The organism is Cysteiniphilum sp., assembly GCF_057495195.1.
On sequence record NZ_JBXTEF010000088.1, the window covers coordinates 20,220 to 45,342 of the forward strand.

Sequence of the window (25,123 nt, forward strand, 5' to 3'; positions counted from 1 at the left end):
AACTAATCTTTGTGTTGCTTTAACGCACGTTTTTTCTGCATTTTCTCCTTCTGCGTCTGCTTATCCCTATAACGTTGCAATGGTGTTGATTTTTTTTGTTTTGTTGGTTCATATGGATTAACCGACTGCTTAAACTCAAAACTAATCGGCGTACCCACAAGATTAAAAACCTCACGGAAAAATTTCTCTAAATAGCGTTTATATGACGCAGGCAAATTATTTACCTGATTGCCATGAATCACGATAATTGGCGGATTATGCCCACCCATATGCGCATACTTTAGTTTGATTCTTGATTTACCCGACATCGGTGGCACATGATCTTGCGTCGCCATTTTTAAGACTTGGGTCAACTCTGGTGTTGATATTTTTTTCGTGGCACTTCTATAGGCATTTTTCAATGATGCAAACAAATGCCCAACATTGGTACCATGCAAAGCCGATATAAAATGAATATCAACATAATCTTTTAAAAATACTAAGCGACGATTAATCTCTTCTTTGAGATTTTCTCTATCTGACACACTCATGCCATCCCATTTATTAACCGCAATAACCATCGCCCGCCCTGCATTTAAGGCAAAACCCATCAAATGCATATCTTGATCAGTTAACCCTTCTTTAGCATCGATTAACACAATTACGACATTGGCATCTTTGATCGCTTGAAGCGTTTTAACCACCGAGAACTTCTCTAATGTTTCTCTGACCTTACCCTTACGGCGAATTCCGGCAGTATCAATAATGGTGTAATCTTCCTCATTACGTGAAAAAGAAATATAAACACTGTCAATCGTGGTACCCGGCATATCATAGACAACCACTCGATCTTCACCTAACATACGATTGGTTAGTGTTGATTTACCAACATTCGGACGACCTATTAAAGCAAAGCGAATACCACGCTTATTGGCTTCACCTTCAGCATGTTCAGAGTCTTTAATTGCTTTATCACACAAAGGTAATAAAGTGTCTGATAATAAGTTACTGACACCACGGCGGTGGCTCGCGGCAATGGGAAATAATGCGTCAAAACCCAGTGAGTAAAAATCAGCTGAGGCAACCTCTTCCTGCATACCATCGGTTTTATTAATCACTAATACAGAAGGCTTACCACGTGTACGCAGAAGCTCAGCAATATACAGATCTCCCGCTGTTAACCCAGCTTGTGCATCAACAACGAAATAAACAAGATCTGCCTCTTCAATGGCAAGCACAGATTGATCCGCCATTGATCCATCAACACCGACATCATTATCGGATAAGCCACCGGTATCAATGACAATAAAAGGTTGCTCTTCAAATTCCGCTTGACCATACTGGCGATCACGCGTCACCCCCGGCATATCATAAACCAACGCATCACGCGTGCGTGTTAAAGCATTAAAGAGTGTCGATTTACCGACATTCGGACGACCGACTATAGCAATGACAGGAACCATAATTCTAGAACTTAAGTACTCTTGATATTTCTGCTTGGCACTATAGCTTATTTAGGTCTAAAGAACAAATGCTGATACGCGATCAACGCAACCTTTCACGCGGCTCATCATGACCATCATCCTTGTGATCATTATTCTCATTTTGATTTTCTTCCTGTTGAATAAACTTCTCGTCTTCCTGACGAGCTTTCTCAATTAATGAATTCATTTTATTACCATAAGCTAGCGACTCATCATAGAAAAAGCGCAAAGCCGGAGCGATACGTAAACGCAGCTCTTTGGCAAGCGCTGTACGGAAAAACCCTTTGGCTGAATCCAAAGCTTTCACTACCTGTGATGGATGCGTTTCCGTGCTTAATGATGAGAAAAACACCTTGGCATAAGATAAATCTTTGGAGACCTCAACGCCGGTAATGGAAACCCATTGCAAGCGCGGGTCACGCACTTTGGTTGCTAGCAATGCAACAATGATCTTTTGAATCTCATCACCAACACGCTCAACGCGTGAATTACTTGCCATAATTATATTTCTCTCTTGATTTCAACCGTTTCAAAGACTTCGATCTGGTCACCAACTTTAACGTCATTATAGTTCTTAACACCAATACCGCATTCTATGCCTTTTTTGACTTCAACGGCATCATCTTTAAAGCGCTTTAATGACTCTAAAGAGCCTTCATAAATCACCACTTGATCACGCAATACGCGAATCGGGTTGTGACGTTTAATCACACCATCAATGACCATACAACCAGCAATCGAACCAAACTTCGATGATCTAAAGACATCACGCACTTCAGCAACACCAATGATTTGCTCTCTCAACTCAGGCGACAACATCCCCGACATCGCTTGTTTCACATCATCTATTAAATCATAAATAATGCTGTAATAACGCAACTCAATACCATCAGCTTCAGCTTGTTTTCTGGCCGTCGCATCCGCACGAACGTTAAAGCCAAAAAGCACTGCTTGAGAAGCAACCGCCAATGACACATCAGAAATAGTGATTCCACCAATACCTGAAGCAATCACATCAACCTTAATCTCATCATTACTAAGCTTAACCAGTGATTCGCGAATCGCTTCAACTGAGCCTTGAACATCCGCTTTAACAATGACATTTAAAGTTTGACGCTCACCTGTGGACTCACCCATGCGATCAAATAAGCTTGATAGCTTACTGGCTTGTTGCTGCTTCAAACGCTCATCTTTTTTCTTTTGCGATCTATATTCAGCGACTTCGCGCGCTGTTTTTTCATCTTTAACCGCAACCATCTCATCACCGGCATTTGGCACACCCGAAAGACCTAAAATCTCAACAGGTGTTGATGGACCTGCCGTGTTAATTTTTTGCCCAAGATCACTCATCATCACACGAACACGTCCATATTCCGTACCGCATAATACGATATCACCTTGGCTTAATTCACCACTTTGCACCAACACGGATGCAACAGCGCCACGCCCTTTATCTAAGCGTGATTCAATGACAACACCTTTTGCTAAGCCTTTATTAACCGCTTGAAGCTCTAATACTTCAGCCTGCAATAACACAGCATCTAATAATGCATCAATACCTAATCCTGATTTCGCTGAAACGTGAGCAAACATTATATCTCCACCCCATTCCTCAGAAATCACATCAAGCTGTGAAAGCTCAGTTTTAACACGATCTGGATCGGCTTCAGGTTTATCCATCTTATTCACTGCAACGACAATCGGCACGCCAGCAGCACGTGCGTGTTGAATTGCCTCTTTCGTCTGCGGCATCACACCATCATCAGCAGCTACCACCAAAATCACAATATCAGTACTTCCAGCACCTCGAGCTCGCATTGCAGTAAATGCTTCATGTCCAGGCGTATCCAAGAATGTAATCTGACCTTTTTGTGTTGTTACCGAATAAGCACCAATATGCTGTGTAATACCACCAGCTTCACCTACAGCGATACGTGTTTTACGAATATAATCCAAGAGGGAGGTTTTACCATGATCAACGTGCCCCATAATTGTCACGACTGGCGCACGCGGCATCACTTCTTGACTTGAAGAATCAACAACCACAGTCTCCTCTAATGTTTCATCACGATGCAATGTGTATTCATGGCCTAACTCTTCAACAATCAAAATCGCTGTTTCTTGATCTAATGGCTGATTAATCGTTGCCATCACACCCATTTTAAATAGCACCTTGATAAGTTCAGCTGCTTTTACTGCCATTTTTTGCGCTAACTCATTGACCGTAATGCCTTCAAAGATCACTACTTGCTTCATGACCTTTTCAACTGGCTTAGTAAATTGCTGTGTTTTGACTTTGTTTAACTGCAATTTCTTAGGCTTAGAAGGTTTACGCGAAAAACCATAACCATCTTCATCATCATACAGTCCACGTGAACCTTTCTTTGCTGACGCTGATTTTGATTTTTTTGCACCTTTGCGTGAGTCATTATTATCATCTTCACTTGTTCTACGCTTTATTTTGTCAAGCGTTTTCTTATGTGTGGTTTTTGCTTCATTAACCGAGTTATCGTCTATTACTTTATCTTCAACAATCTCAGGTCTTGACGTGATTTTAAAGCCATTATTTTTTGGTTTTTCAGCAGATTTTTCAGTAATCATAAAACCACTATCAGCTGTTTGATCTACTACGTCATCAGTTGTTGACTTCTTTTCAGCTTTTGCTGGCTTCGCTAATTTTTTAGGTTTAGGAATAGACTTGCCAGTTTGCGTTTTAGCTTCTTTCACTTCTTTTATTTCTGAAGACACATTATCAACAGTAACTGCTTCTACCTCTTGATCTGCTTGAGGTTGCCCAGATGTTATTACTTCTTCTATCACATCATCGTTTGCTATAACCGCGTTTTGTGTCGTCTCTGATTCAATTGCTGATTCACTATGAACCTCATCATTAACCTGTTCAACACCAACCGGCTCATGCTCTTTGGCAACCTGTGTGTCATCCTTAACCTGCTCTTCAGCAACATCAAGCGCCGGTGCAACAAGCGTCTTCTTTTTGCGCACCTCAATATTAACCTTGCGATTTCCAGCGACTTTCAACTGTTTTGTTGTCTTTCTTTGCAAAGTAACTGATGATTTCTTCTCCGTTGAGCCGCTTTGGATAAAACTAAGAAGCTGGTTTTTTTCGGCATCAGTCACTAAGTCATTGATGCTTTTCTTATGCACACCTGATTGTGCAAACTTCTCAAGTAGTACACTTTCATTAATTTTAATTAGTTTGGCTAGTTGCGCCACTGTCATCTCTGCCATCACATTTCTCCTACTTCTCGTTATCCTCTTCAAACCAAGGCGCGCGCGCAGTCATAATCAAAGCTGCCGCCTCATCTTCAGAGATCGAAATAATTTCGCGTAAATCATCAACGGCCAATTCAGCCAAATCTTCCATTGTAATCACATCTTTTTGCGCTAATGTCTCAGCCCACTCAGCCGTCATTCCTTCCATATTCAGCAAGTCTTCCGCCGGCTTGTTTCCAGCTAGAGCTTGTGAAATAAGCGCTGTTTTAGCCCGCTCTTGTAGCTCTTCACAGATCTCATTGTCAAAACCTTCAATCTCAAGCATTTCTTCACGCGCCACGTAAGCGACTTCTTCAAGACTGGTAAAACCTTCTTCGATCAATACTTCAGCAATATCTTGATCAATATCCAAGGCCTCCATAAACAGCTGTATATTTTTCTCTTCCTCTTCTTGCTGCGCTTTCTCAGCAACGGTACTTGAGATAACATTAATATGCCAACCAGTTAAAGCAGTTGCCAAACGCACATTTTGCCCACTTTTACCAATTGCTTGTGATAATTGATCTTCTTTAACAGCCACCTGCATTGCTTGCCTGTCTTCATCTTGCACGATAGACGTCACCTCAGCTGGCGCCAATGAATTCATTACAAATTGCGCTGGATTATCATCCCATAATACGATATCAACACGCTCACCTTGTAATTCATTAGTGATCGCTTGAATACGTGAGCCACGCATCCCAACGCATGCGCCAACAGGGTCAATACGCTTATCATTTGACTTCACAGCCACTTTAGCGCGAGAACCTGGATCACGCGCAATGCTAACGATATCCATCAACTCTTCAGCAACTTCAGGCACCTCAAGAATCAACAAGGCATGCAACATTTTCTTGTTAGCACGTGACAAAATAATTTGCGGTCCCTTACCATCATCATCGATACGTAAGATACAAGCGCGTAATTTATCATTTAAACGATAATTCTCTTTAGGTAATAGCTCTTTTCTAGGCAACACACCCTCAGCATCTTCACCTAAATCAATAATAAGGAAATCACGCGTAGTGCGCTTAACTTCGCCATAAACAATCTTGCCAACTTTATCGCGGAACTTTGCCACCATTAAACGACGCTCTTCATCACGCACTTTTTGCATGATGATTTGCTTGGCGGTCATCGCGGCAATTCGTCCAAACTCAACTGACTCAACGGGTTCCATCAGCACATCACCAACGACGACGTTATGCCCTTTCTCTTGAGCGACATCAACATATAACTCAGCCGCGTAATTCTCAATCTCATGATCTTCATCAACGATTTGCCATTGACGATATGTTTCATAATCACCCGTTTTGCGATCAATCTTAACGACAATTTCAGCCTCTTCTTCAAAGCGCTTTTTAGTTGCCATCGCCAAGGCTTCTTCCATGGCTGAAAAAAGTAAATCTCTTGAGACTTCCTTCTCATTGGCAACGGTTTCAATAACCAGTAGTAACTCTTTACTCATAACTTTCACCTATATCCACATTATTAAAGATTAAAACTTTGGCACAACGCGCATTTTGTCAACATTGTGAAAATCAAAGCGAATTTCTTCGTCTTCTTCTGTTTTAACAACTACTTCATCATTGTCTACTGAGATAATCACACCTTTAAAACGACGACGATTATCCTCTGTTGCTTGATGCAATTGCACTTTAACCTCAAAACCCTCCAAGGCTTTTGCCTGTAGCGCATTAAACACACGACGATTCACCCCTGGGGAAGATACTTCCAATGCATAAGCGCCACTGATTGGGTCTTCAACATCTAAAATTGCACCCACAGCACGACTGACTTCTTGACAGTCATCAATTGAAATGCCTTCTTCATGATCGATAAAAATGCGTAAGGTCATGCTGCCGGTATCTGCAGAATATGCATCCATTTCAATCCCCCATAAAATAAATCCAAGGCTCTCTACTTCTGGCGCAATAAGCGCTTCTAACTGATCAACCAACATTCCAACACACTCCTTGGGGTATAAAAAAAGGACTACTATGAGTCCTTTTTATCTACAAAACAAAAAGGCCCATAAGGGCCCGAAATTTCTCAAAATCTTTTTAGGTTGGTAGCGGGGGCTGGATTCGAACCAACGACCTTCGGGTTATGAGCCCGACGAGCTACCAGGCTGCTCCACCCCGCGTCAACTGTGGGACATATTAGCAAATCTTTTTTAAATTGCAAGACTTAAGTTTAAAATTTTCTGGCTAAGGCTAAATATTCACTCACAAGTGCTCACCGCACCCTGAGCTTAAGTCAAAGCGATCCACTGAGCATTAGTCGAGGTGGGTAAGCTTGGAAAAACAACACTTCATAGAGGCTTTGACTTATGCTCAACCAACGCTTACACAATAAAAGTGGATAGGAACATGGTCATAGTCAATTTTTTAATCACTTGAAAAATATTTTGACTAGAATAATAAACACACAAAACAAAAAACATGCTTTTACAGTAAATTTTCCTTACACTCTGAATTGGTTCTAAAAGAGGAGAGATATACTTGAAAACACTAACAGCAAATCAACCACACGGCTTATGGTACCTATTTGGCGTTGAGGTATGGGAGCGCTTTAGCTATTACGGAATGCGCGCACTACTTATTTTATATCTAACCAGTGAATATTGGGGCATGAGTGATACCGACGCATATTTAACTTATGGTGCGTACGTCGCCTTTGTCTATATGGCACCTGTAATTGGTGGCTATATCTCAGATGCTTACCTTGGTCATACAACGAGCGTTAAATATGGTTGTGTACTAATTGTAATCGGACACTTACTATTGACTGTTGAAGCAAGCTTCTTTGTTGGTCTTGCCTTTGTTGTAGCTGGAACTGGATTCTTTAAGTCATCAATGGCAGCAAGCATCGGCCGATTATATGATAAAGGTGATAAGCGTCGCGATGCAGGCTACACTTTGTTTTATATGGCAGTAAACTTTGGCTCATTCTTTGCTGTTCTTTTAGTACCGATGCTCGCAAAATATTTTGGTTGGCATGTTGGCTTTGGTGCTGCTGCTGTTGGGATGGCATTGGGATTAGTTGTTTTTTTATTAGGTCAAAAGAAAGGTGTATTACCTAAAGATCAATTTAGCGCTTCTAAACTAACGCGTATTTTAGCCATTGTTGGCGCATTGCTGTCCGTAATTATCTTTACTTACTTTATTGCTCACCCAACAGACACTTCAACACTACTGTATATCGTAGCAGGCTTCGTTGGCTTATATTTACTCTACAAGGCAATCAAAGGTGGTAAAGAATATATTCTGGCGATTTTAGCGGTTGTCAAAATGTCGTTTATCATTATGATCTTCTTTGCTCTTTTTGAACAAAAAGCCACGAGCGTCTTACTCTTTACTGAGCGCTTAGTTGATCTTAATTTATTTGGCTTTGAAATCTCATCAGCGAGCACGATGTCTTTAAATCCATTTTTCATTATTGTACTTGCTCCTTTCTTTGCTGCACTTTGGTCAAAGTGGAACCCAACCGTATTTGCCAAAATGGGTAGCGGAATTTTACTAACAAGTGCGGCAATGGGTGTTTTAACACTCGGCGCTTATGAAGCAATGCAAGGCTCACCTATTTCATTGCTATGGATTGTTGGTAGCTATCTACTGATTACCATGGGCGAGTTGGCTTGCAGCCCAACCGGACTTGCCGCAATCAGCAAAGTCTCACCGGTTGATGTCGTTGCGGTATTATTCGGTGTATGGGGTATTAAGTCATCTTTTAGTAACTACTTTGCTAGCTATATTGCAACATTTACCGATGTTGGCGGCAATGGCACCGAACAAGCTGCTGCTTATTTCAATGTATTTTATCATTTAGCACTTGTTGCTTTAGCTGTCGGCATTATCGTCCTGATCTTATCACCATTATTAAAACGTATTTATAAGATATAGGAGCTTCATCTTTGTTTTTTTATTAACGCTTCTCTAGAAAGGTTCTGCAGTTATAAGAAAACAATCAATAGCTGCAAACATTAATCAATACAATTCGCACCGCTTATAATAAGCACCAATCAGATGGTTCAATCTGCAGGGAAATAGTAATGGAATAATATACTATATAAAAACTGGGGAATTTTTGAGATGCCTGACGATGTCTTACTTTCACATGGCGAATGCCACACTATCATCAGCGCTAAGCTGTTTCACTTCTGAGTTCGGAATGGAATCAGGTGGTGCCAACTTGCTATTATCGTCAGACGAATGGCATTTTATATATTTTGAGATAAATGTCTAGAAGTTTTTTTTGATTAAGCGCGTTTTGCTTTGTAAATCGCCGTATATTTCTTAGTGATATACCACTGTTGCGCAATACTGATCACGTTATTTGTCAACCAGTACAATACTAAGCCTGATGGGAATGATGCAAAGAACACTGTGAAAATCACTGGCATCAACATCATGATTTTTGCTTGTGTTGGATCGGCTGATGTTGGGCTAATTTTTTGCTGCACAAACATCGAGATACCCATCAAGATCGGTAGGATAAAATACGGATCTTTTGATGCCAAGTCATGAATCCAGAAGATAAATGGCGCTTGACGCAATTGCACACTTTCCAATAACACCCAGTAAAGCGCGATAAATACAGGAATCTGAATCAAGATTGGTAAACAACCACTGGCTGGATTGACCTTTTCTTCTTTGTACATCTCCATCATCTTACGCCCAAGCTTCTGGCGGTCACCCTTGTAAAGCTCTTGCAGCTTCTTCATGCGCGGTTGCAACATACGCATTTTTGCCATTGACTTATAGCTTTTGGCAGACAATGGGTAAAACAATAATTTAATTAACACAGTGACCAATATAATGGATAGTCCCCAGTTAGCAACAACGCCATGAATAATCGTCATCAACCAAAAGATGATCACTGAAATAAATGACAACATACCATAATCTACGAGCTTATCTAAACCATCTGGCTTATTGGTACCAAAGTCTTTAACAATCGCTTCAAGATTCTTGGTAATCGTAGGACCTGTATAAAGGATATTGATGTTTTCAACGCTTTGATCAGCATTTAATACAACAGGCTGTGTTTTAACCCCTGATTGATAAGTATTATCGGCAAGTTTATTGGCATAAACGCTAAAGCTTGTGCCTGGATTATTTGGCACCCAAAGGCTCACAAAATAATGCTGAATCATCGCTGCCCAACCTTTATTGGTCGAGACATCCACTTTTTCACTGGATTTAGCTAAATCAGCAAATGATTCTTTTTGGAATGTACGTTGTGATGAAGACAAACCAACACCTTGGAAAGAGTACGAATGCGCATCTAAAATACTAAAGCTATGACTCTCAGGCTTCACTTGACGCGTAATTTCATTGTCAAAACTAACGCTTAATGGTGCTTTAGTCGTGTTTTTAACACTTTGCTTAAGTGTGATTTCATAGGTGGTATCGTTAATAATATACTGACGTGTAACATCTAAGCCTTGAACACTTGCCTTCAAAGTCACGATCGTTTGATCATCTTTCTTAGCTGTATGCGCTTGACCAAAAACAATACTTTGTGGCTGACCGTTAATGTAAATAATACTTTGCGCAATGTATTTGCTACCCGCTGTATTATTTAACATCGGCATCGGGCTTTTATCCGTTAAGCTCACGTTATAATCTTTCAATGCAGCATTAATAATCGCACCATTTAATGGGCTAATTTGCAAATCACTAAACACTGCTGTATTTAATGTGATAGGCTTTAGGTCTGTCTTAGTAAAGTTTTGCTTAGTGACATCCGTCCTGACACTTTGCTCAGCCGCGTTACTCGCACTAACATCTTTATTATCTTTTTGCACTGCTGTTGTTTGTGCTGGCGTATCAACTTTCGCTGGCTGCTTAGGCGCATACATCTCCTCCCAGCGCGCCATCAACGACATAAAAATCACGACAATAAGCGCGATCAAGAATATTCTCACGTAGTTTGACTTCATTATACTTAACCTTTTTACCCTTTTTTAACCTTTTCTTTCGTTGGCACTGGATCGTAACCGCCTTTGCAAGCTGGGTGGCATTTTAGCAGTCTTTTTGTCATTAGCCAAAGCCCAAACACTAAACCATGCAATTTAATTGCTTCTAGCGCATATTGTGAACAAGTCGGATAGAAACGACAACGAGGCCCAAGATATGGGCTAATTGCTATTTGATAAAAGCGAATGAGAACAATAAAAGGAAACGCAACAATTACGCGTATTTTGCAAGAAATTCGTTGATAGAGTGCCACAATTCCTCCTTTGTCGCGCGTGCGGCATTGTGATTTGTAACAACGATCAACATCGTCTTTTCAAACAACGCCTTATGCTGGCGAAACATCTCTTTATTTAAGCGGCGACATAGATTACGTTGCACGGCTATTTTAACTTTTTTTTTGCCCGTGATAACACCGATACCTGAGTGCAGATCTTCACCTTTAGCAATCAAATAAGAAAAGTGTTTGGTATGAACCTTTTGACAGATACGAGAAAAGCCAAGTGAAAAACCCTTGGCATCTAAGATAAATTCTTTGGCTAAGCTATTAAGCTGCAAGCTTATGTCTGCCCTTAGCACGTCTGTTACGAATCACTTTCTGACCACTTAGCGTCTTCATGCGTGCGCGGAAACCGTGCGTTCTTTTTCTTTTTAAGTTACTAGGTTGAAACGTTCTTTTCATCGTACTATCCTCAGTTTGTATTTGTATTTATAAAATTTACTGCAAATCTGCCACATTCATGCAAGGCGCCGATTCTACGCCAAAAATAAATTTCGGTCAATTAAAATGCCCTAGCAATTTCAACCGCGCATTCTAGCGCAAAATATAGGCGCTGTCGATAGCTATCCTTCAGTTATTCAGGGCAATCGCATTTAAAAGTTATTGATTTTTTGTGAATTTTGTGAAAGATTCTGAAAATAAAGTCCGACAATGACAGAAAACACAATAACTCCATCAATTTTCACACATTTTGAGTCTGTAAAAGATCCGAGAGTTAATAGATGCAAAATAAAGTACTCCCCATTGTCTAGACCACTTTGCAATAAAAATGGGATTTTTACCTCCTGACTTGGCACACAGTTTAACATTTTTTGAGACTCTTTTTGTGTCTCCAACTGTGGTCCAAAATATGGGGAGTATTATAATTTACCCGTAGGGGCAATTCATGAATCGCCCTACACCGCCATAAATATACTAAGTAATGTAATACTGACAATAGAGAATATAAACATCTTGCGCGCCCAATGTGCCTTATCTTCAGCATTAAATCCTTTAATACTCAATGCAATCCATGCGATTCCTAAGATAAAGGCAACAGCTAAATACAACAAATGGACATGTGCAACCACTGCTAACATTAACGTAGCAATAACATATAATACAACAAAAATAAGTGCATTAATCTGGGTGTACAGCATGCTACGTTTAAGTGGCAACACCGGAATATTTGCTGCGGCATAATCATCTTTGCGATAAATAGCAATAGCAAAGAAATGCGGCATTTGCCAACAGACTAAGATAATAAACAACGTCAATGCGACTTCATCAAATCGATTGGTCACCGCGGTATAGCCAATGACTGGCGGTACAGCACCAGAAATAGCGCCAACAACCGTACCAAAGATTGAGCTTCGCTTAAACCATAATGTATAAGCCACAACATAGGCAAATAAGCCAATAGCCGCAATAATGACAGTTAAAGTATTTGTTCCAAGATATAAGGCAACAAAACCAATAATGCCTAAGATAAACGCATAACTTAAAGCAAAACGTAGCGATACTAATCCACAAGCTGACGGACGCTTTTGTGTGCGCTTCATCAACTGGTCAATATCTCGATCAATATAGTTATTCAAAACACAACCACAAGCGATGACAAATGCCATACCAATGAGCGCACTTAAAAAAACAATCGAAGAAAAATTACCTTGTACCGCAACAAAAAATCCACCGCACAAGGTAACGATATTACCGAAAATAATTCCGGGTTTGATAAGTTTAATGAGTTTCATTAACGTTACATGACCATCATCATGCTGTAAAGATTGAACATAATCCATAACGTACCGATAACTAGAATTAATACAACAATCACTGCAAATATGAAGCTGATCATATTCCAGCGCGATTTTGAGTCTGTACTTAAATGCAAGAAAAATACTAACTGCACATACAACTGGATAAGTGCCAAAATTGCGACAGAGATATACAGTCCAACTGGAGGAAAGACTTTAAATCCAACTAAGCTAAAAGCAATAACGGTGATAATGATCGATAATACAAAACCAGTGATATAAGTTTTGTATGTGCCATATGCCGCACCTGTTTCATGATCGTATAAATGTTCGCCTGACATATTAGATTGCTCCCATTAAGTAGACAACTGAGAATACGAAAATCCACACGATATCCAAAAAGTGCCAGAACAAACCTAAGTACGTTAGCTTTGTTTTGCTCATTGGCGTGATACCATGCTTACGGATTTGAAAAATCATACTCACAATCCAGATTAAACCAATGCTTACATGCAATCCATGCGTTCCCACCAAGGTAAAGAACGAGGATAAAAATGCACTTTGCGCCCAAGTGTGACCTTCCATATATAGGTGATGGAATTCATAGACTTCCATGATGATGAAACCTAATCCTAAGATAAAGGTCACCCATAACCAACCTGTAATAAGCTTAATATTACCTGAATTGCGCGACAACATTGCCAAACCAAAGGTAAAGCTACTCATTAAAAGTAACATGGTCTCAACAAATACAAATGGCAAGCTAAACAATTCTTTAGCACTAGGACCGCCAAATGTATGGGTATGGAATACTGCATATACTGCGAACAATGTCGCAAATAATACGCAGTCACTCATAATATAAATCCAAAAACCAAATACGCTTTTGGAACCATCATAATGGTGGTGATGTTCACCGTGATGGCTTTCTACTGCTGTAGTACTCATGCGCCCACCTTCTTCATTTTTTCAATTTCAGCTTCAGTTTCTTCAACTTCTTTGGCTTTCACATAATAATCAATGTCGTAATTGAATGAACGTGAAATCACGGAAGCAAGAATACCTAGCAAACCAACACCTGCTAACCACCAGATATGCCAAACAGCAGCAAATCCAAAGGCTAAAGCAAATGCGCCAATCACAAAAGCAACTCCTGTGTTTCTTGGCATATGAATATCTTCATATGGGCGCTTCTCCGCAACTGGGCGATTTTCAATATTTAGCCCTTTTTTCTTGTGCTCCCAAAAGCCATCCAATGAATCAACTACAGGATCATGCGCAAAGTTATAAAAAGGTGCAGGAGACGACGCTGTTGCCCACTCTAGTGTACGTCCATCCCAAGGATCGCCTGTTAAATCACGGTTTTTATGACGATCTTTGATACTTACAATAATTTGAATGATTTGCAACAATACACCAATAGCAATCAACATTGAACCAACCCAAGCCACAATTAACCATGGTTGGAAGCCAGTTGACGCATCATAATGATATAAGCGGCGGGTCATGCCAATAGCACCTAAGTAATAAAGCGGCATAAAGGCAACAAAGAAGCCGACAATCCAGAACCAAAATGACCATTTACCTAAGCGCTCGTTAAGCTTAAAGCCAAACATCTTAGGAAACCAATAGATCAGTCCGGCAAAGTAACCAAATACCACACCACCAATGATCACATTATGGAAATGCGCGATCAAAAACACACTGTTATGCATCTGGAAATCAACGCCTGGCACAGACAATAATACACCGGTCATACCACCGATAGTGAATGTGACCAAAAAGCCCATTAACCAATACATTGGCGTAGTAAAGGTAATACGTCCACGGAACATAGTAAACAGCCAGTTGAAGATCTTCACCCCTGTTGGAATTGCGATAATCATCGTCATAATACCAAAGAAGGCATTCACGTTGGCGCCTGCGCCCATTGTAAAGAAGTGATGCAGCCATACCGAGAATGCAAGAATCGTAATAACAATACTAGCCCAAACCATTGTTGCATAACCAAATAGCTTCTTTTTAGAGAACACAGAAACAACTTCTGAAAAAATACCAAAGGCTGGCAGAATCAAAATATAAACTTCAGGGTGACCCCAAATCCAGATCAAATTAACATACATCATTTGATCACCGCCACCACTGACAGTAAAGAAATTTGTACCTATATAACGATCTAAAGTTAACAATGCTAATGTCACCGTTAAAACTGGAAATGCAGCAATAACCAAAACAACAGAACAAAGTGACGTCCAGGTAAATACCGGCATCTTCATTAATGTCATGCCTTTACAACGCATTTTAATAATGGTGACAAAGAAGTTAATACCCGTCATCAAGGAGCCTATACCAGATATCTGCAGCGCCCATATCCAGTAATCAACCCCGACCCCAGGGCTAAAAGCGGTCTCCGAATAAGGTGGATAAGCCAACCAACCTGTATGGGCAAAATCACCGATTAATAGCGACATATTAACCAAAACCACACCAACTACAAAAAGCCAAAAGCTTAATGAATTAAGGTACGGAAAGGCGACATCGCGTGCGCCAATTTGCAATGGAATCGCAATATTCATCAAGCCAAACATCAATGGCATTGCCACAAAGAAAATCATAATCACACCGTGAGCGGTAAAGATCTGATCAAAATGCTGCGGAATCAAGTAACCAGTACTGTCGCCTGATGCTAGGGCTTGCTGTGTACGCATCATTGCCGCATCGACAAAACCACGAAACAGCATAACCAGCGCGACAATAATATACATAATACCGATTTTTTTATGGTCTACTGTCGTGAACCATTCACGCCATAAATAGCCCCATTTTTTGAAGTAGGTCAAACCACCTACCAATAACAACCCACCAACAACAATAAAGATAAACATCCCAAGAATGATCAACTGTTGGCTTACGGGTTCCCACAAATACGGGAAAGCTGTGTGTGGATCACTCAACCTTCCAATCAATGCTTCTAACATATTCGTTCCCTATTTATTCACACTTAATGGCTCATTTCTGACATATGATGCATATGCCCCATCATGCCAGGTTTGTAGTTTGGCATCATGTAGTACATAACAATGTCATTAAATAAATTTTTATCGACTTGACCATAATATGTCACTGGGTTATCAATTGATTGTTTTGCCAAATGATCCCAGAAAAAGTCCCAAGTTAAGGCTTTCTTAGATGTTTTAGCCTCACTTACCCATTTATTAAAGTCAGCCTCAGATGTAGCATCTGCGTAGAACTGCATATGTGCAAAACCTTCGCCTGTGTAGTTAGCTGAGAAGCCACGATACTCACCTGGGTTACTTGCCAATAAATGAAGCTTAGTGATCATACCAGTCATTGCATAAATTTGCCCACCTAGTTGCGGAATAAAGAACGAGTTCATAGGTGCTGCTGATGTGATTCTAAAGTTAATCGGATGACCAACAGGGATAACAATCTTATTCACTGTTGCAATATCATACTGCGGATAAATAAACATCCATTTCCAGTCTAATGCGACCACCTCAATCTCAACAGGCGGCTTATCAGACTCTAATGGTTTGTATGGGTTAAGTGAATGCGTTGTCACCCAAGTTACAATCCCTAAAATCAAGATAATCACACATGGAATCGCCCACCAGACGATCTCAAGTGCTGTGCTGTGTGACCACTCAGGGCGATATTTTGACTTAGTTGCAGAGTCGCGATAGCGCCATGCAAACCAAAACGTCAAGAAAATCACCGGGATCACCACGATTAACATTAATAAAACAGCAAATATCAATAGTCTAAGCTCGTGATGTGCAATAGGTCCCTGCGGATCTAACACACCTGAGGAGCACCCCCCAAGTAACACTGCTGGCAGTAACACCATCAATGCAACAAATGGCTTAGCTAAAGGCTTTTTGCGCTTTGATTTCCTGCCTCCAACATCTGAGAAAGTCAATGGCTTAGCCATCCTTTTCAGTGCGGACACAAAAAAGTACAAGTACTTGATCATATCGATTTCCTTAGTTCCTTTATATCTAGCTAAGTTATTGGAAAATAACTTAGCGCATAGTATAGCTATTTTTTTCCTAATTAAAACTGGGATGATTGGGTTTATGGTGAAAAGGTGCTTATTGCATCAGGCATCTGGGTAATTATCAATCAAAAGTAGTAGATATACTCTATGATTGTCCTCCTTGCAACTCTTGTGTAATTAAATCTAGCATTCTTTGAACTTTAGGCTGTGTGTAATTATGTTTTTGATAATACACGTATAATAGTCTGGGCATTTTGATCTCTGGCAAAACATGGACAAGCTCACCAGATTGTAGCTCTTTTTTTACAACATAATCATGCACTTGACTAATGCCCATCCCCATTAAAACAGCTTGCTTAATGGCGAGTATCGAATCCATCTGCAATGATTGATTAATATACTCTGGATATTCCAAGCGTATTGGCATTGAACGTTTATTTATATGACCAATAAAGGCAAACCGCTTTAAATCCTCGATAACTTGTGGCGCACCTCCTTGTCTGGCGATATATTCGGGTGTGGCACACAAGACATGATCAGAATCAAATGCTTTTTTCAAGACGATTTCATCCGGCGCTTCCAAGTTGCGTCCAATGACGATATCAATCTCGCTAGCATACATATCAACATCATCCTCTTGATAAAGCACCTCTAATACCACTTTTGGAAAGAGCTGTTGATACTTGGCAATAATAGGTACAACTAAGCTTTTCATTAATGATGGGTTGACCGATAATTTAAGCTTACCTGTTGGTTCATTATGCATCGCCTTAATAACCGATTGGGTGCGCTGCATTGCTGCTTTGAGATTAAGGCAATGTTGATAAAACACATTGCCTTCAGGCGTTAATTCTAAATATCGCGCATTACGTAAAAACAAAGGCAACTCAAAGGTAGTTTCCAACTGCTTAATGGATTTACTGATGGCTGATTTAGTCAAATGCAACTCTTCAGCTGCCAGACTAAAAGATTTCGTTTCAACGGCTTGCATAAACGCCTCTAAATTGGAAAGATCTTTATATATACTTCTTTTTTTAATTTCAATGCTCACCTACTTTCTCCCTCTGACAATCAAAACTATTTGAATTTAACGCTCTCAGCTCATCATTATACCGCCAACAAACAACCTGATAATTGGAATTTTAAGAAACGCTTGTTTCAATCCACGAATTTATGCATCTGCTTTCTGTAACACGTCTAAAAAACGACTTACTTTGGTCGGAGTCACGCCATTATATATCGCATAATATGCATATAACTGATGATGCGTATTTAACTGTGACATAATTGGTACGACAAGTCCTTGTTCTAACTCGCTTTCAATAATCGACTGTGGTAGCTCCGATATGCCAAGCCCCGCAATAACACAATCCTTAATCGCATTGGTTGAATTGATCTCAAGCTGAGAGCGAAAACCTATGTTTTCTTTTTTAAGCTTCTCAGGGATTGACTTAATGAGTGTGTTTTTCTGCTTATGAATAATAAAATAATGATCTGCTAAATCCATTAAACTTTGCGGCACCCCATGGCTTTTAATATAACCAGGTGAAGCACACAGCATACTGACTGTGCTTAGCACTTCTTCTCTTTGAATATAATTCGGTAGATTATCTTGATATGGTGCAATATAAATATCAATGCCACCATGAATATCACCCGTAAACTTATTACCTCCCATAATCAAATCAACATGCATTTTCGAGCATGTTTCTTGAAATGTAGTGACCGTGTCTAGAAAGTGCTGACATAATAGGCTTCTAACAATATTGATCGTCAGCACGCCCTCTGGCTCTGTTTGCATATCTTTAATATGCGCAGATATATTTAAAATTTCACGTTCAACCTTTATACATTCACGATAAAAATTCTCGCCCTCTGGGGTTAGTTTGAAGTTTTTATGACTGCGCGAAAACAGTGGTAATTCAATCACATCTTCCAATAATCTAATCGCTTTACTAACTGTTGATTTTGATACATCAAGCTTTTCTGCAAACTTGGTTAATGACTTAAGTTCGACCGCGCGCATAAAAAGATTGATATTGTTTAGCTGATGATAACTTAACCTTTTATTAATCATCTTATCTAACATTGACATCCTGACATCTTATTCCTATTAGTCATCTATGGTTTATATCATAGTCTTAATTGATTTAGGGGTACATACTGAATACCATAATCTAAGCAAAATTAGTTCTTAGTGAGAAAAGTTAGGTGATAACTGGTTTGACACCTACCGGTTTACTGTAAATTCAAGTTTAAATTAACAACTCCTGTAATCTCCCCCGCTTTTATAGCAACATCTCCAGTAGGATTAGGAACCATATACGCATCAAAATGGAAGCTGCCGCTAGCACCTGTTTTAACTTTTGCCACTTGATATATAGCATTGCTTGGGCGAATCATATCTTCTGAACCAGATTGTTTTAATGCAAACCCTAGCTTCGTTATTTCTCCCGCATTATTCTTCCCATATATAACACCATTAGCGCTCATTGCGGAAGGTTGCGGGAGAATTTGCACACCCAAATGTTGTACAGTATACTTGCCATTGGTACAGCTATATGGCAGACCTATTTTTGCTAATAACTCCCCTTTACTTCCTAGTTTTTTTGCCTTTTCAAGTGAAATATTACCTGAAATATTTGTTTCATTAGTGCTAAAACTACATGTTACTGGAGAGAGCACAATATTCCTTATGCGCCAATTCATATCCCTAAAGGCAAACCCCAAGTAGATAGAAAAGTCAGCCAATTTACTCTTAATTATTTGAGGCGAGACTAAAAGATTTGGATCTACTTCGACAGTGAGCTCCGGCTTAAGGATGATTTGATTAGAACCCGTGCTTGTTATATCTTCAAGATCCGGATTAAGACGACTTATACTTGCCGCATCACAATGCCCTGTACATCTGCAACTATTAGGGTCTAAGTGATACAATTTAATCTGACTTTTAAACCCAATTTCATCATTAGGCTGATAATTTGGCACCAAATGACAGTTAGATAGAGTATATGAATAAGCCGATACAAGCTTTGCGCTACCTATATGTATGTCAGGTAAACTAATAACTTTTAACTTCATAGTTAACACCAAGCCACCCGAAAAAAATAATATCTGATTAGGCGTTATCATCACATTTTTATCATAAATATTTGAAGGGTCTACTGAGTTGCGACCATAGGTGCCTTGAATAGCACCAAGACTTGCAAATATATTGGCCTCTGGTTTGCTCTTGAGGTGTGTCACTAAAATTAATTTTGTATTATTCTTACCCTCAGGATCAGATTGGGAAGTTGGAATTGTCCAAACGAAGTTATTAATACTGTATGTTGTAATATGCCCTATTTTATTGACTTGAATGTCATGTAGCGCAGCATAACATGAATTTACAATCATAATTGACACGAAAAAAAATTTTATTATAACATTTATGCGAATTTTCATTATTGCACCCCCTTCATTTATCTAACTTTGAATAAAGCTCACCACCATAATCATTAATATAAATTAAATACAATGGCTTTTTATTAGCTAATACTTTCTTGAGTGTAGCTACTTCTACGGGTGTTAGCTTTAGCGTGGTTTTTTTAAACGGTAATAAAATCTGGGCTTTTTGCATCACAATTGGTTTTGCTTTAGTCACCTTGCTATCGCTATCAGTTGTTTGATCAGGGATTTGATCTGTAAGCCCTAATGAGTTAATAATATATGGACTATTATTATCCAATACAATGTCATTACCATGGCGCTTGAATGTAATCTTATCTTTAATCTCACTGTTGCTAAGCTCAGGAATATCTTTCGGGCGATACATCATTTTGATCTGTGTGTGAATCGCAATTTGCAGTCCACTTTGTAAATGCCCTTTCTTTGAAGTGTTTTCCGTAAGATCCAGCTTAGGTGGCGCCTCTTGAAACTCTAGATAAAAGAGACTCTCACGATCTTTAGGCAAGTCCGTACTGGGAAGCTTTATAATATGTAGAACAACCTGCTCATTTTTAGGTGGAACAACTGTAAATTTTGGCGAGATCAAAAACTCATGATCAATTGCCCCCTTAACTGTTTGTGCTGACTTATTAGGATCACTTGCGACCACCCAACTTTCCAAACCATACGCATTATCTGGATCATTATTCTGAACATTAACCGCTGTAAACTTATCTCCCTCATGATAAATAACCCGCGTTGGCACAGGGGTAACGTGCGCAGAAGCAGTCATTATCGTGCCAAGCCATAAAATAATACCATAACACCATTTCTTCATACTAACTCCATTTTATTATTTTGTTTATTATCTTATATGGACGATATCTTAACTATATTGCATCGTCATGGTCACGCTAGCAGATAAATCACCACCATTGGCTATTGTCTGGATAGCGCTTTTAATGTTATCTGTGAAATATAATTGTGGCGTGAACTCTAGATCATATTCATTCATTCCACTTGTAGTTGGTTTCGCATTAGGAAATTTTGTAATTGCAGTTGAAGCACCAAAGTTTAAGTTATCGAGATCAGCAGCATAATACAACTCAACACCAAAGCCACTATCTGCATTGGATGAATTTTGTAATTGTAAAATATTACCAGAATCAGCTGTTTTTGTTGCTGGGGCATTCATGAGAAGCGATAGTTTTGGCGTACTACTGGCGCATAATAGCTTAATATTAACAGGCGCAGGCGCTGTATAGTTCATCATTTTACTTGTGACTTTATTATCGCTTTTTGCTGATTCAAACTGAGTTAAATCATTAATTGATAGAGTGCCAAAATCTACTGTTTGCGTTTCTCCCGCCTCTTCAATCTTGCATGTAGAAGCAGTAACTGTTGCTGTGAATTTAACCGTAACATTATCTCCTGCATATCCTAAGCCTACTGTTAAAGCTGCCAAGGCTGTTGTTATTATTGCTATATATTTTTTCATCTTAATTCTCCTGTTGTGTTGTTTTGTATTTTTAAATAGTTATTTGATTGTGGTCTAGATTGCTGATCGTTATCGTATTAACAAGCTTATTCGTTGTAGTGTCTAGTTGCATATGATCACCCTCTTTGACAGTGTTGAAATAATATAAATTGCCATAAACATGCTCAGCAATTTCCCCGGTACGTGTATCAATTAGCTTACTTACATCGGCATGCTTAGTCTGATCGAGCTTAATAAACAGTGATTGCCCTATTTTTGCTTTGAATTTGCGATATAAGATTGCTCCTTGCACCGGTACCGCATACGCTTCATGTGTTTCTAACACGCCATTTTGGTGCTGTGTATCGCTTAACAAAATATCATTATAATAGTAAGGCATTAGGCTGTTGTATAAGCCATAGCCATTATAATTGGTCTCAGTTAAGCCATCAACGTTAACACCTGACACACCATCTGTATCGATCACTGCAAAGGTATCATTGGCATATTGCATAAACTGCAATCCTGTATAGCGCGTGTAAACCACACCGCCTGACATACTGGCTGATGCTGAATAATTACGCAAACTCTGCATATTGCCATTAACATTAATGTTGGCAACATTAGTCTGTTGAGATACGCCAAAATTAACACTGTTTTTTTGATTACCTGCTTGCTGTAATTGTCTACTGTAGCTATAGCCGATATTAGCTGATGTTTTACCCGAGTCTGAACTTATACCATAACTGATATTATTATTGAGTGCTTGGGACGCCATATCATAGCCTGTACTGTTATTTAAGCTGCCACCATGCTCACCAAAATTTAAACTGATATTTAAACTGATGCTACGGTTTAACTGACCTTGATTGACTCCGTTAAGCACTTTTGACTGATCATAAGAAATACCATAGTTAAAAACTTGAAAGGACTGATTTAAGCTAATATCTGCCGTTAATTCATTGTCATTTGACCACTGTTGACTGTAGGAAACATTGGCATTTAAAGACATATTCCAAAATAGGCTTTGTGAGATATTGAGACTAAAATTATTTTTCTGCCCTGAATTGCCATCTGCTGAAAAAGCGCTTTGTGAAAAGGCTTGATCTATACCGACATAATGACGCGTTTGATAAAAATAGCCAACGACATCAAAACTACTACCCATATTAACAAAGCTTTTATCATAACTAACTTGCGCACGCAGACCACTGTATAACTTACGTGATCCCTGAGTAGTTTTTGCATTAAACATCGAACCTGAAGTCACGAGATTAAGCGCACCATATTGACCGAGGTTAATCGAAGTACCAACACCTTCTGCAACATAATCAGGATTGACAAACACACCGACATAAGGCGAGAGATAATTGCTAAGACCATAGTGCACTTCAGCCTCTAAAAACTCAGCTTCCATATTAGTGTGATACTGCATTAAGCCAATATTAGCGTCGTACATCACCACGCCTGGATAAAGCGCACTTGAAACGTATTGAAATGGAATGGTTGATTGCGTCTTATTCCCACTATTATCTGTGACGATCTCAGTAATATCACCAAGGCCTGCAACGGCGTTATAGTCACTGATTTTATAAGGTCCTGGATTTATATGTGTTTTATAAATCAACTTATTATTTTGATACAACTCAATCGTAATTGGCGTACTGGCAACCCCCTATACAACTGGCTTAAATTGCTGTTCATCTTGCGGCAGCATCGCAGTGTCATTATTAAGGGTTGCACCATAAAAACTATTACCACTAAAAATATGACTTTGAATATTGTTATACCCCAACATTAAGCGACTACGCCAACTAGGAATCACGGTTGTTGCGTAGGTATAGGTAATATTTGAATTATTTTGCGTTTGAGAAGTAGTATTTGATTTATTATAACTTGTCTCTGCACTCATATTAGAATATAACTGCCAACGCCCTAGATTATAGTGTAGCTGTGCTGAGCCGAAAATACTGGCATTATCATTATCAAAATCATGATTAAATGAAGCATCAATATCATAATTCATCACACCGCCTGAGATACCAAACTCCCATAACGCAGGTGGGGCTGTTGCACCGGATTTCACATCATAGACATAAGATTGCGGCACTAAAATATCAATGGTTTGCGTCATGTGATTATAGGTATAACTCACATATTGAATGCCCGCTTTGCTCAGCTGATATTTTTCGTGTTTGAATGCTTTGAGTAATATTGGTTTGGCGTGCATTTTATTGGTCATTTCACCATTTAACTGAATTAATAGCTCATTTGTTTTAGGATTTTGCATGACATTAACGCTATATTGCCCCAATGGCTTATCATTAAGCCGAAAATTCAACACTTGAAAACCAGAGACTAATTGACCTGATAACATCTTGGCATCTTGCGCTGAGAAATCATTGAAAAAGCTGGTGTCAAAACCGGGGCTTTTGCTCTGTGCCAAGCTTACGCCTGCACAGGCAGAAAGGATAAAAAAAGATATTATTTTCTCTTTCATAGCATAAGACCTCATTATTACAGTGATTCCCCAAAAATAAATAATCACTTAGCTCTGCTGATAATTTTTAAATCTAAATTTAAAATTTTTTTCATCGATTCGCTGATGATAAAATATGATTAAAATCACTTGAATCTAAACACTTCTCACTTCAAAAGGCACCGATGCGTATAAATGATTTACGGGCATAATATAACCATCCTTATCTGCAACGATGGCAACACGATAGGTGAGGCTTGTTTCCGCCGCACCTATGTGTTTTATACGGTACGGTTGTACCGGCTCCCCCCCTATGGCTTTTTGATTATTCTTACCTAGTATCTCTAAAGCGATACCTTTATGTGCATTATCACCAACATAAGCTAAACTTCTTGATCGCCCATAATCAAACACCGTTGATATCTCATGAGATAAATACCCTGGACAATTTTTCAAACGTATATCAAAGGATTTGATTTGGTTATCAATAATATCACCGTACTGATAATGCTTATAGCTCATAAATTCATCAAACTGAAGATAGCTTGAATCACTGTTATTATGATCATAATCAACATCAATCTGGCAAAAAGCCTGTTTGATTGTTGCTGAGAACTGTATCACTGTGGTGGCATGCTTTTCTTGCGCATAACCACACTGCGATATCACAAATAATACAGCAATTAACTTCCTCATTTTACTCCCCAGTCATATTTGAAAACCATTAAAAATGGATAATTATTAGACACATAAAGATTATGATTCAAACCAATCTCATGAGAGTATTATCCAAGCGATGACCATTTATTGCAAACAACTATTAGGAAACGCCTGTTTCCATATCACTCAATACGCATTAAACTCCAAAAAAACGACCATTAGTGAGTTAGCGTTGACTTTTTTTCGCTGGAGATGGTTTCAGATATATGAAATTATAGCTCTGGGGAGATGATATAGTTTTGCTATTTCATATCACTTTACAATTAAGTC

The 25,123-nt window shown here is 39.1% G+C and carries 20 protein-coding genes, 1 tRNA gene, 1 rRNA gene and 3 pseudogenes; 1 reads left to right on the forward strand and 24 read right to left on the reverse strand.

Annotation, left to right across the window (positions count from 1 at the left end; translation table 11 throughout):
- Positions 1-2 precede the first annotated feature (2 nt).
- From der to ACY10D_RS08085, 7 genes and pseudogenes are all read right to left on the reverse strand, one after another.
- Complete coding sequence (der, locus tag ACY10D_RS08055; protein WP_487000238.1) at positions 3-1,442, reverse strand: ribosome biogenesis GTPase Der; 1,440 nt, start codon at positions 1,440-1,442, stop codon at positions 3-5.
- 82 nt (positions 1,443-1,524) lie between these two features.
- The gene (gene rbfA / locus ACY10D_RS08060) at positions 1,525-1,962 is read right to left on the reverse strand and encodes a 30S ribosome-binding factor RbfA (RefSeq protein ID WP_487000239.1); all 438 of its coding nucleotides are present in this window, start codon (positions 1,960-1,962) and stop codon (positions 1,525-1,527) included.
- A 2-nt stretch (positions 1,963-1,964) separates the two neighbouring features.
- Positions 1,965-3,776 (reverse strand): annotated as a pseudogene (gene infB / locus ACY10D_RS08065) (translation initiation factor IF-2); the annotation flags it as partial.
- A 708-nt stretch (positions 3,777-4,484) separates the two neighbouring features.
- A pseudogene (locus ACY10D_RS08070) lies at positions 4,485-4,712 on the reverse strand (translation initiation factor IF-2 N-terminal domain-containing protein); the annotation flags it as partial.
- A gap of 10 nt (positions 4,713-4,722) precedes the next feature.
- A complete protein-coding gene (nusA, locus tag ACY10D_RS08075; protein WP_487000240.1) occupies positions 4,723-6,204 on the reverse strand; it encodes a transcription termination factor NusA in 1,482 nt (493 codons plus the stop codon).
- 30 nt (positions 6,205-6,234) lie between these two features.
- Complete coding sequence (gene rimP / locus ACY10D_RS08080) at positions 6,235-6,699, reverse strand: ribosome maturation factor RimP (protein WP_487000241.1); 465 nt, start codon at positions 6,697-6,699, stop codon at positions 6,235-6,237.
- A 106-nt stretch (positions 6,700-6,805) separates the two neighbouring features.
- A tRNA-Met gene (locus ACY10D_RS08085) sits at positions 6,806-6,882 on the reverse strand.
- A 358-nt stretch (positions 6,883-7,240) separates the two neighbouring features.
- Between ACY10D_RS08085 and ACY10D_RS08090 the strand changes: the two genes are divergently transcribed.
- Positions 7,241-8,641: a peptide MFS transporter gene (locus ACY10D_RS08090; protein WP_487000242.1), complete on the forward strand. Its 1,401-nt coding sequence runs from the start codon at positions 7,241-7,243 to the stop codon at positions 8,639-8,641.
- Between the two features lie 191 nt (positions 8,642-8,832).
- On the opposite strand, the gene rrf is transcribed toward ACY10D_RS08090, so the two are convergent.
- From rrf to ACY10D_RS08175, 17 genes and pseudogenes are all read right to left on the reverse strand, one after another.
- A 5S ribosomal RNA gene (gene rrf, locus ACY10D_RS08095) occupies positions 8,833-8,947 on the reverse strand.
- A 50-nt stretch (positions 8,948-8,997) separates the two neighbouring features.
- Entirely contained in the window at positions 8,998-10,683 is a 1,686-nt protein-coding gene (gene yidC, locus ACY10D_RS08100) for a membrane protein insertase YidC (RefSeq protein ID WP_487000243.1), read from the reverse strand.
- Between the two features lie 14 nt (positions 10,684-10,697).
- On the reverse strand, positions 10,698-10,973 hold the full coding sequence (gene yidD / locus ACY10D_RS08105) for a membrane protein insertion efficiency factor YidD (protein WP_487000244.1): 276 nt from the start codon (positions 10,971-10,973) through the stop codon (positions 10,698-10,700).
- Positions 10,934-11,275, reverse strand: a complete 342-nt coding sequence (gene rnpA / locus ACY10D_RS08110; protein WP_487000245.1) for a ribonuclease P protein component — start codon at positions 11,273-11,275, stop codon at positions 10,934-10,936. The genes yidD and rnpA overlap by 40 nt, the downstream gene beginning before the upstream one ends.
- A complete protein-coding gene (rpmH, locus tag ACY10D_RS08115) occupies positions 11,265-11,399 on the reverse strand; it encodes a 50S ribosomal protein L34 (RefSeq protein WP_100550565.1) in 135 nt (44 codons plus the stop codon). The genes rnpA and rpmH overlap by 11 nt, the downstream gene beginning before the upstream one ends.
- A gap of 494 nt (positions 11,400-11,893) precedes the next feature.
- Positions 11,894-12,778: a heme o synthase gene (gene cyoE, locus ACY10D_RS08120; RefSeq protein WP_487000246.1), complete on the reverse strand. Its 885-nt coding sequence runs from the start codon at positions 12,776-12,778 to the stop codon at positions 11,894-11,896.
- The gene (gene cyoD, locus ACY10D_RS08125) at positions 12,736-13,074 is read right to left on the reverse strand and encodes a cytochrome o ubiquinol oxidase subunit IV (RefSeq protein WP_487000247.1); all 339 of its coding nucleotides are present in this window, start codon (positions 13,072-13,074) and stop codon (positions 12,736-12,738) included. The genes cyoE and cyoD overlap by 43 nt, the downstream gene beginning before the upstream one ends.
- Before the next feature lies 1 nt (position 13,075).
- The gene (gene cyoC, locus ACY10D_RS08130) at positions 13,076-13,681 is read right to left on the reverse strand and encodes a cytochrome o ubiquinol oxidase subunit III (RefSeq protein WP_487000248.1); all 606 of its coding nucleotides are present in this window, start codon (positions 13,679-13,681) and stop codon (positions 13,076-13,078) included.
- Positions 13,678-15,711, reverse strand: coding sequence for a cytochrome o ubiquinol oxidase subunit I (cyoB, locus tag ACY10D_RS08135; RefSeq protein ID WP_487000249.1), 2,034 nt, complete (start codon positions 15,709-15,711; stop codon positions 13,678-13,680). The genes cyoC and cyoB overlap by 4 nt, the downstream gene beginning before the upstream one ends.
- A 23-nt stretch (positions 15,712-15,734) precedes the next feature.
- Entirely contained in the window at positions 15,735-16,601 is an 867-nt protein-coding gene (cyoA, locus tag ACY10D_RS08140; protein WP_487000287.1) for a ubiquinol oxidase subunit II, read from the reverse strand.
- Between the two features lie 295 nt (positions 16,602-16,896).
- The gene (locus ACY10D_RS08145; RefSeq protein ID WP_487000250.1) at positions 16,897-17,802 is read right to left on the reverse strand and encodes a LysR family transcriptional regulator; all 906 of its coding nucleotides are present in this window, start codon (positions 17,800-17,802) and stop codon (positions 16,897-16,899) included.
- A gap of 120 nt (positions 17,803-17,922) precedes the next feature.
- Positions 17,923-18,840 carry a LysR family transcriptional regulator gene (locus ACY10D_RS08150; RefSeq protein ID WP_487000251.1) on the reverse strand — a complete coding sequence of 306 codons (918 nt, stop codon included), beginning with the start codon at positions 18,838-18,840 and terminating at the stop codon, positions 17,923-17,925.
- A 149-nt stretch (positions 18,841-18,989) separates the two neighbouring features.
- Positions 18,990-20,147: a fimbrial protein gene (locus ACY10D_RS08155; RefSeq protein ID WP_487000252.1), complete on the reverse strand. Its 1,158-nt coding sequence runs from the start codon at positions 20,145-20,147 to the stop codon at positions 18,990-18,992.
- A gap of 61 nt (positions 20,148-20,208) precedes the next feature.
- The gene (locus tag ACY10D_RS08160; RefSeq protein ID WP_487000253.1) at positions 20,209-21,015 is read right to left on the reverse strand and encodes a fimbrial biogenesis chaperone; all 807 of its coding nucleotides are present in this window, start codon (positions 21,013-21,015) and stop codon (positions 20,209-20,211) included.
- A 48-nt stretch (positions 21,016-21,063) separates the two neighbouring features.
- On the reverse strand, positions 21,064-21,675 hold the full coding sequence (locus ACY10D_RS08165; RefSeq protein ID WP_487000254.1) for a fimbrial protein: 612 nt from the start codon (positions 21,673-21,675) through the stop codon (positions 21,064-21,066).
- Positions 21,676-21,706: 31 nt separating this feature from the next.
- Positions 21,707-24,169 (reverse strand): annotated as a pseudogene (locus ACY10D_RS08170) (fimbria/pilus outer membrane usher protein).
- A gap of 120 nt (positions 24,170-24,289) precedes the next feature.
- Positions 24,290-24,829: a fimbrial protein gene (locus tag ACY10D_RS08175; protein ID WP_487000255.1), complete on the reverse strand. Its 540-nt coding sequence runs from the start codon at positions 24,827-24,829 to the stop codon at positions 24,290-24,292.
- Positions 24,830-25,123 lie beyond the last annotated feature (294 nt).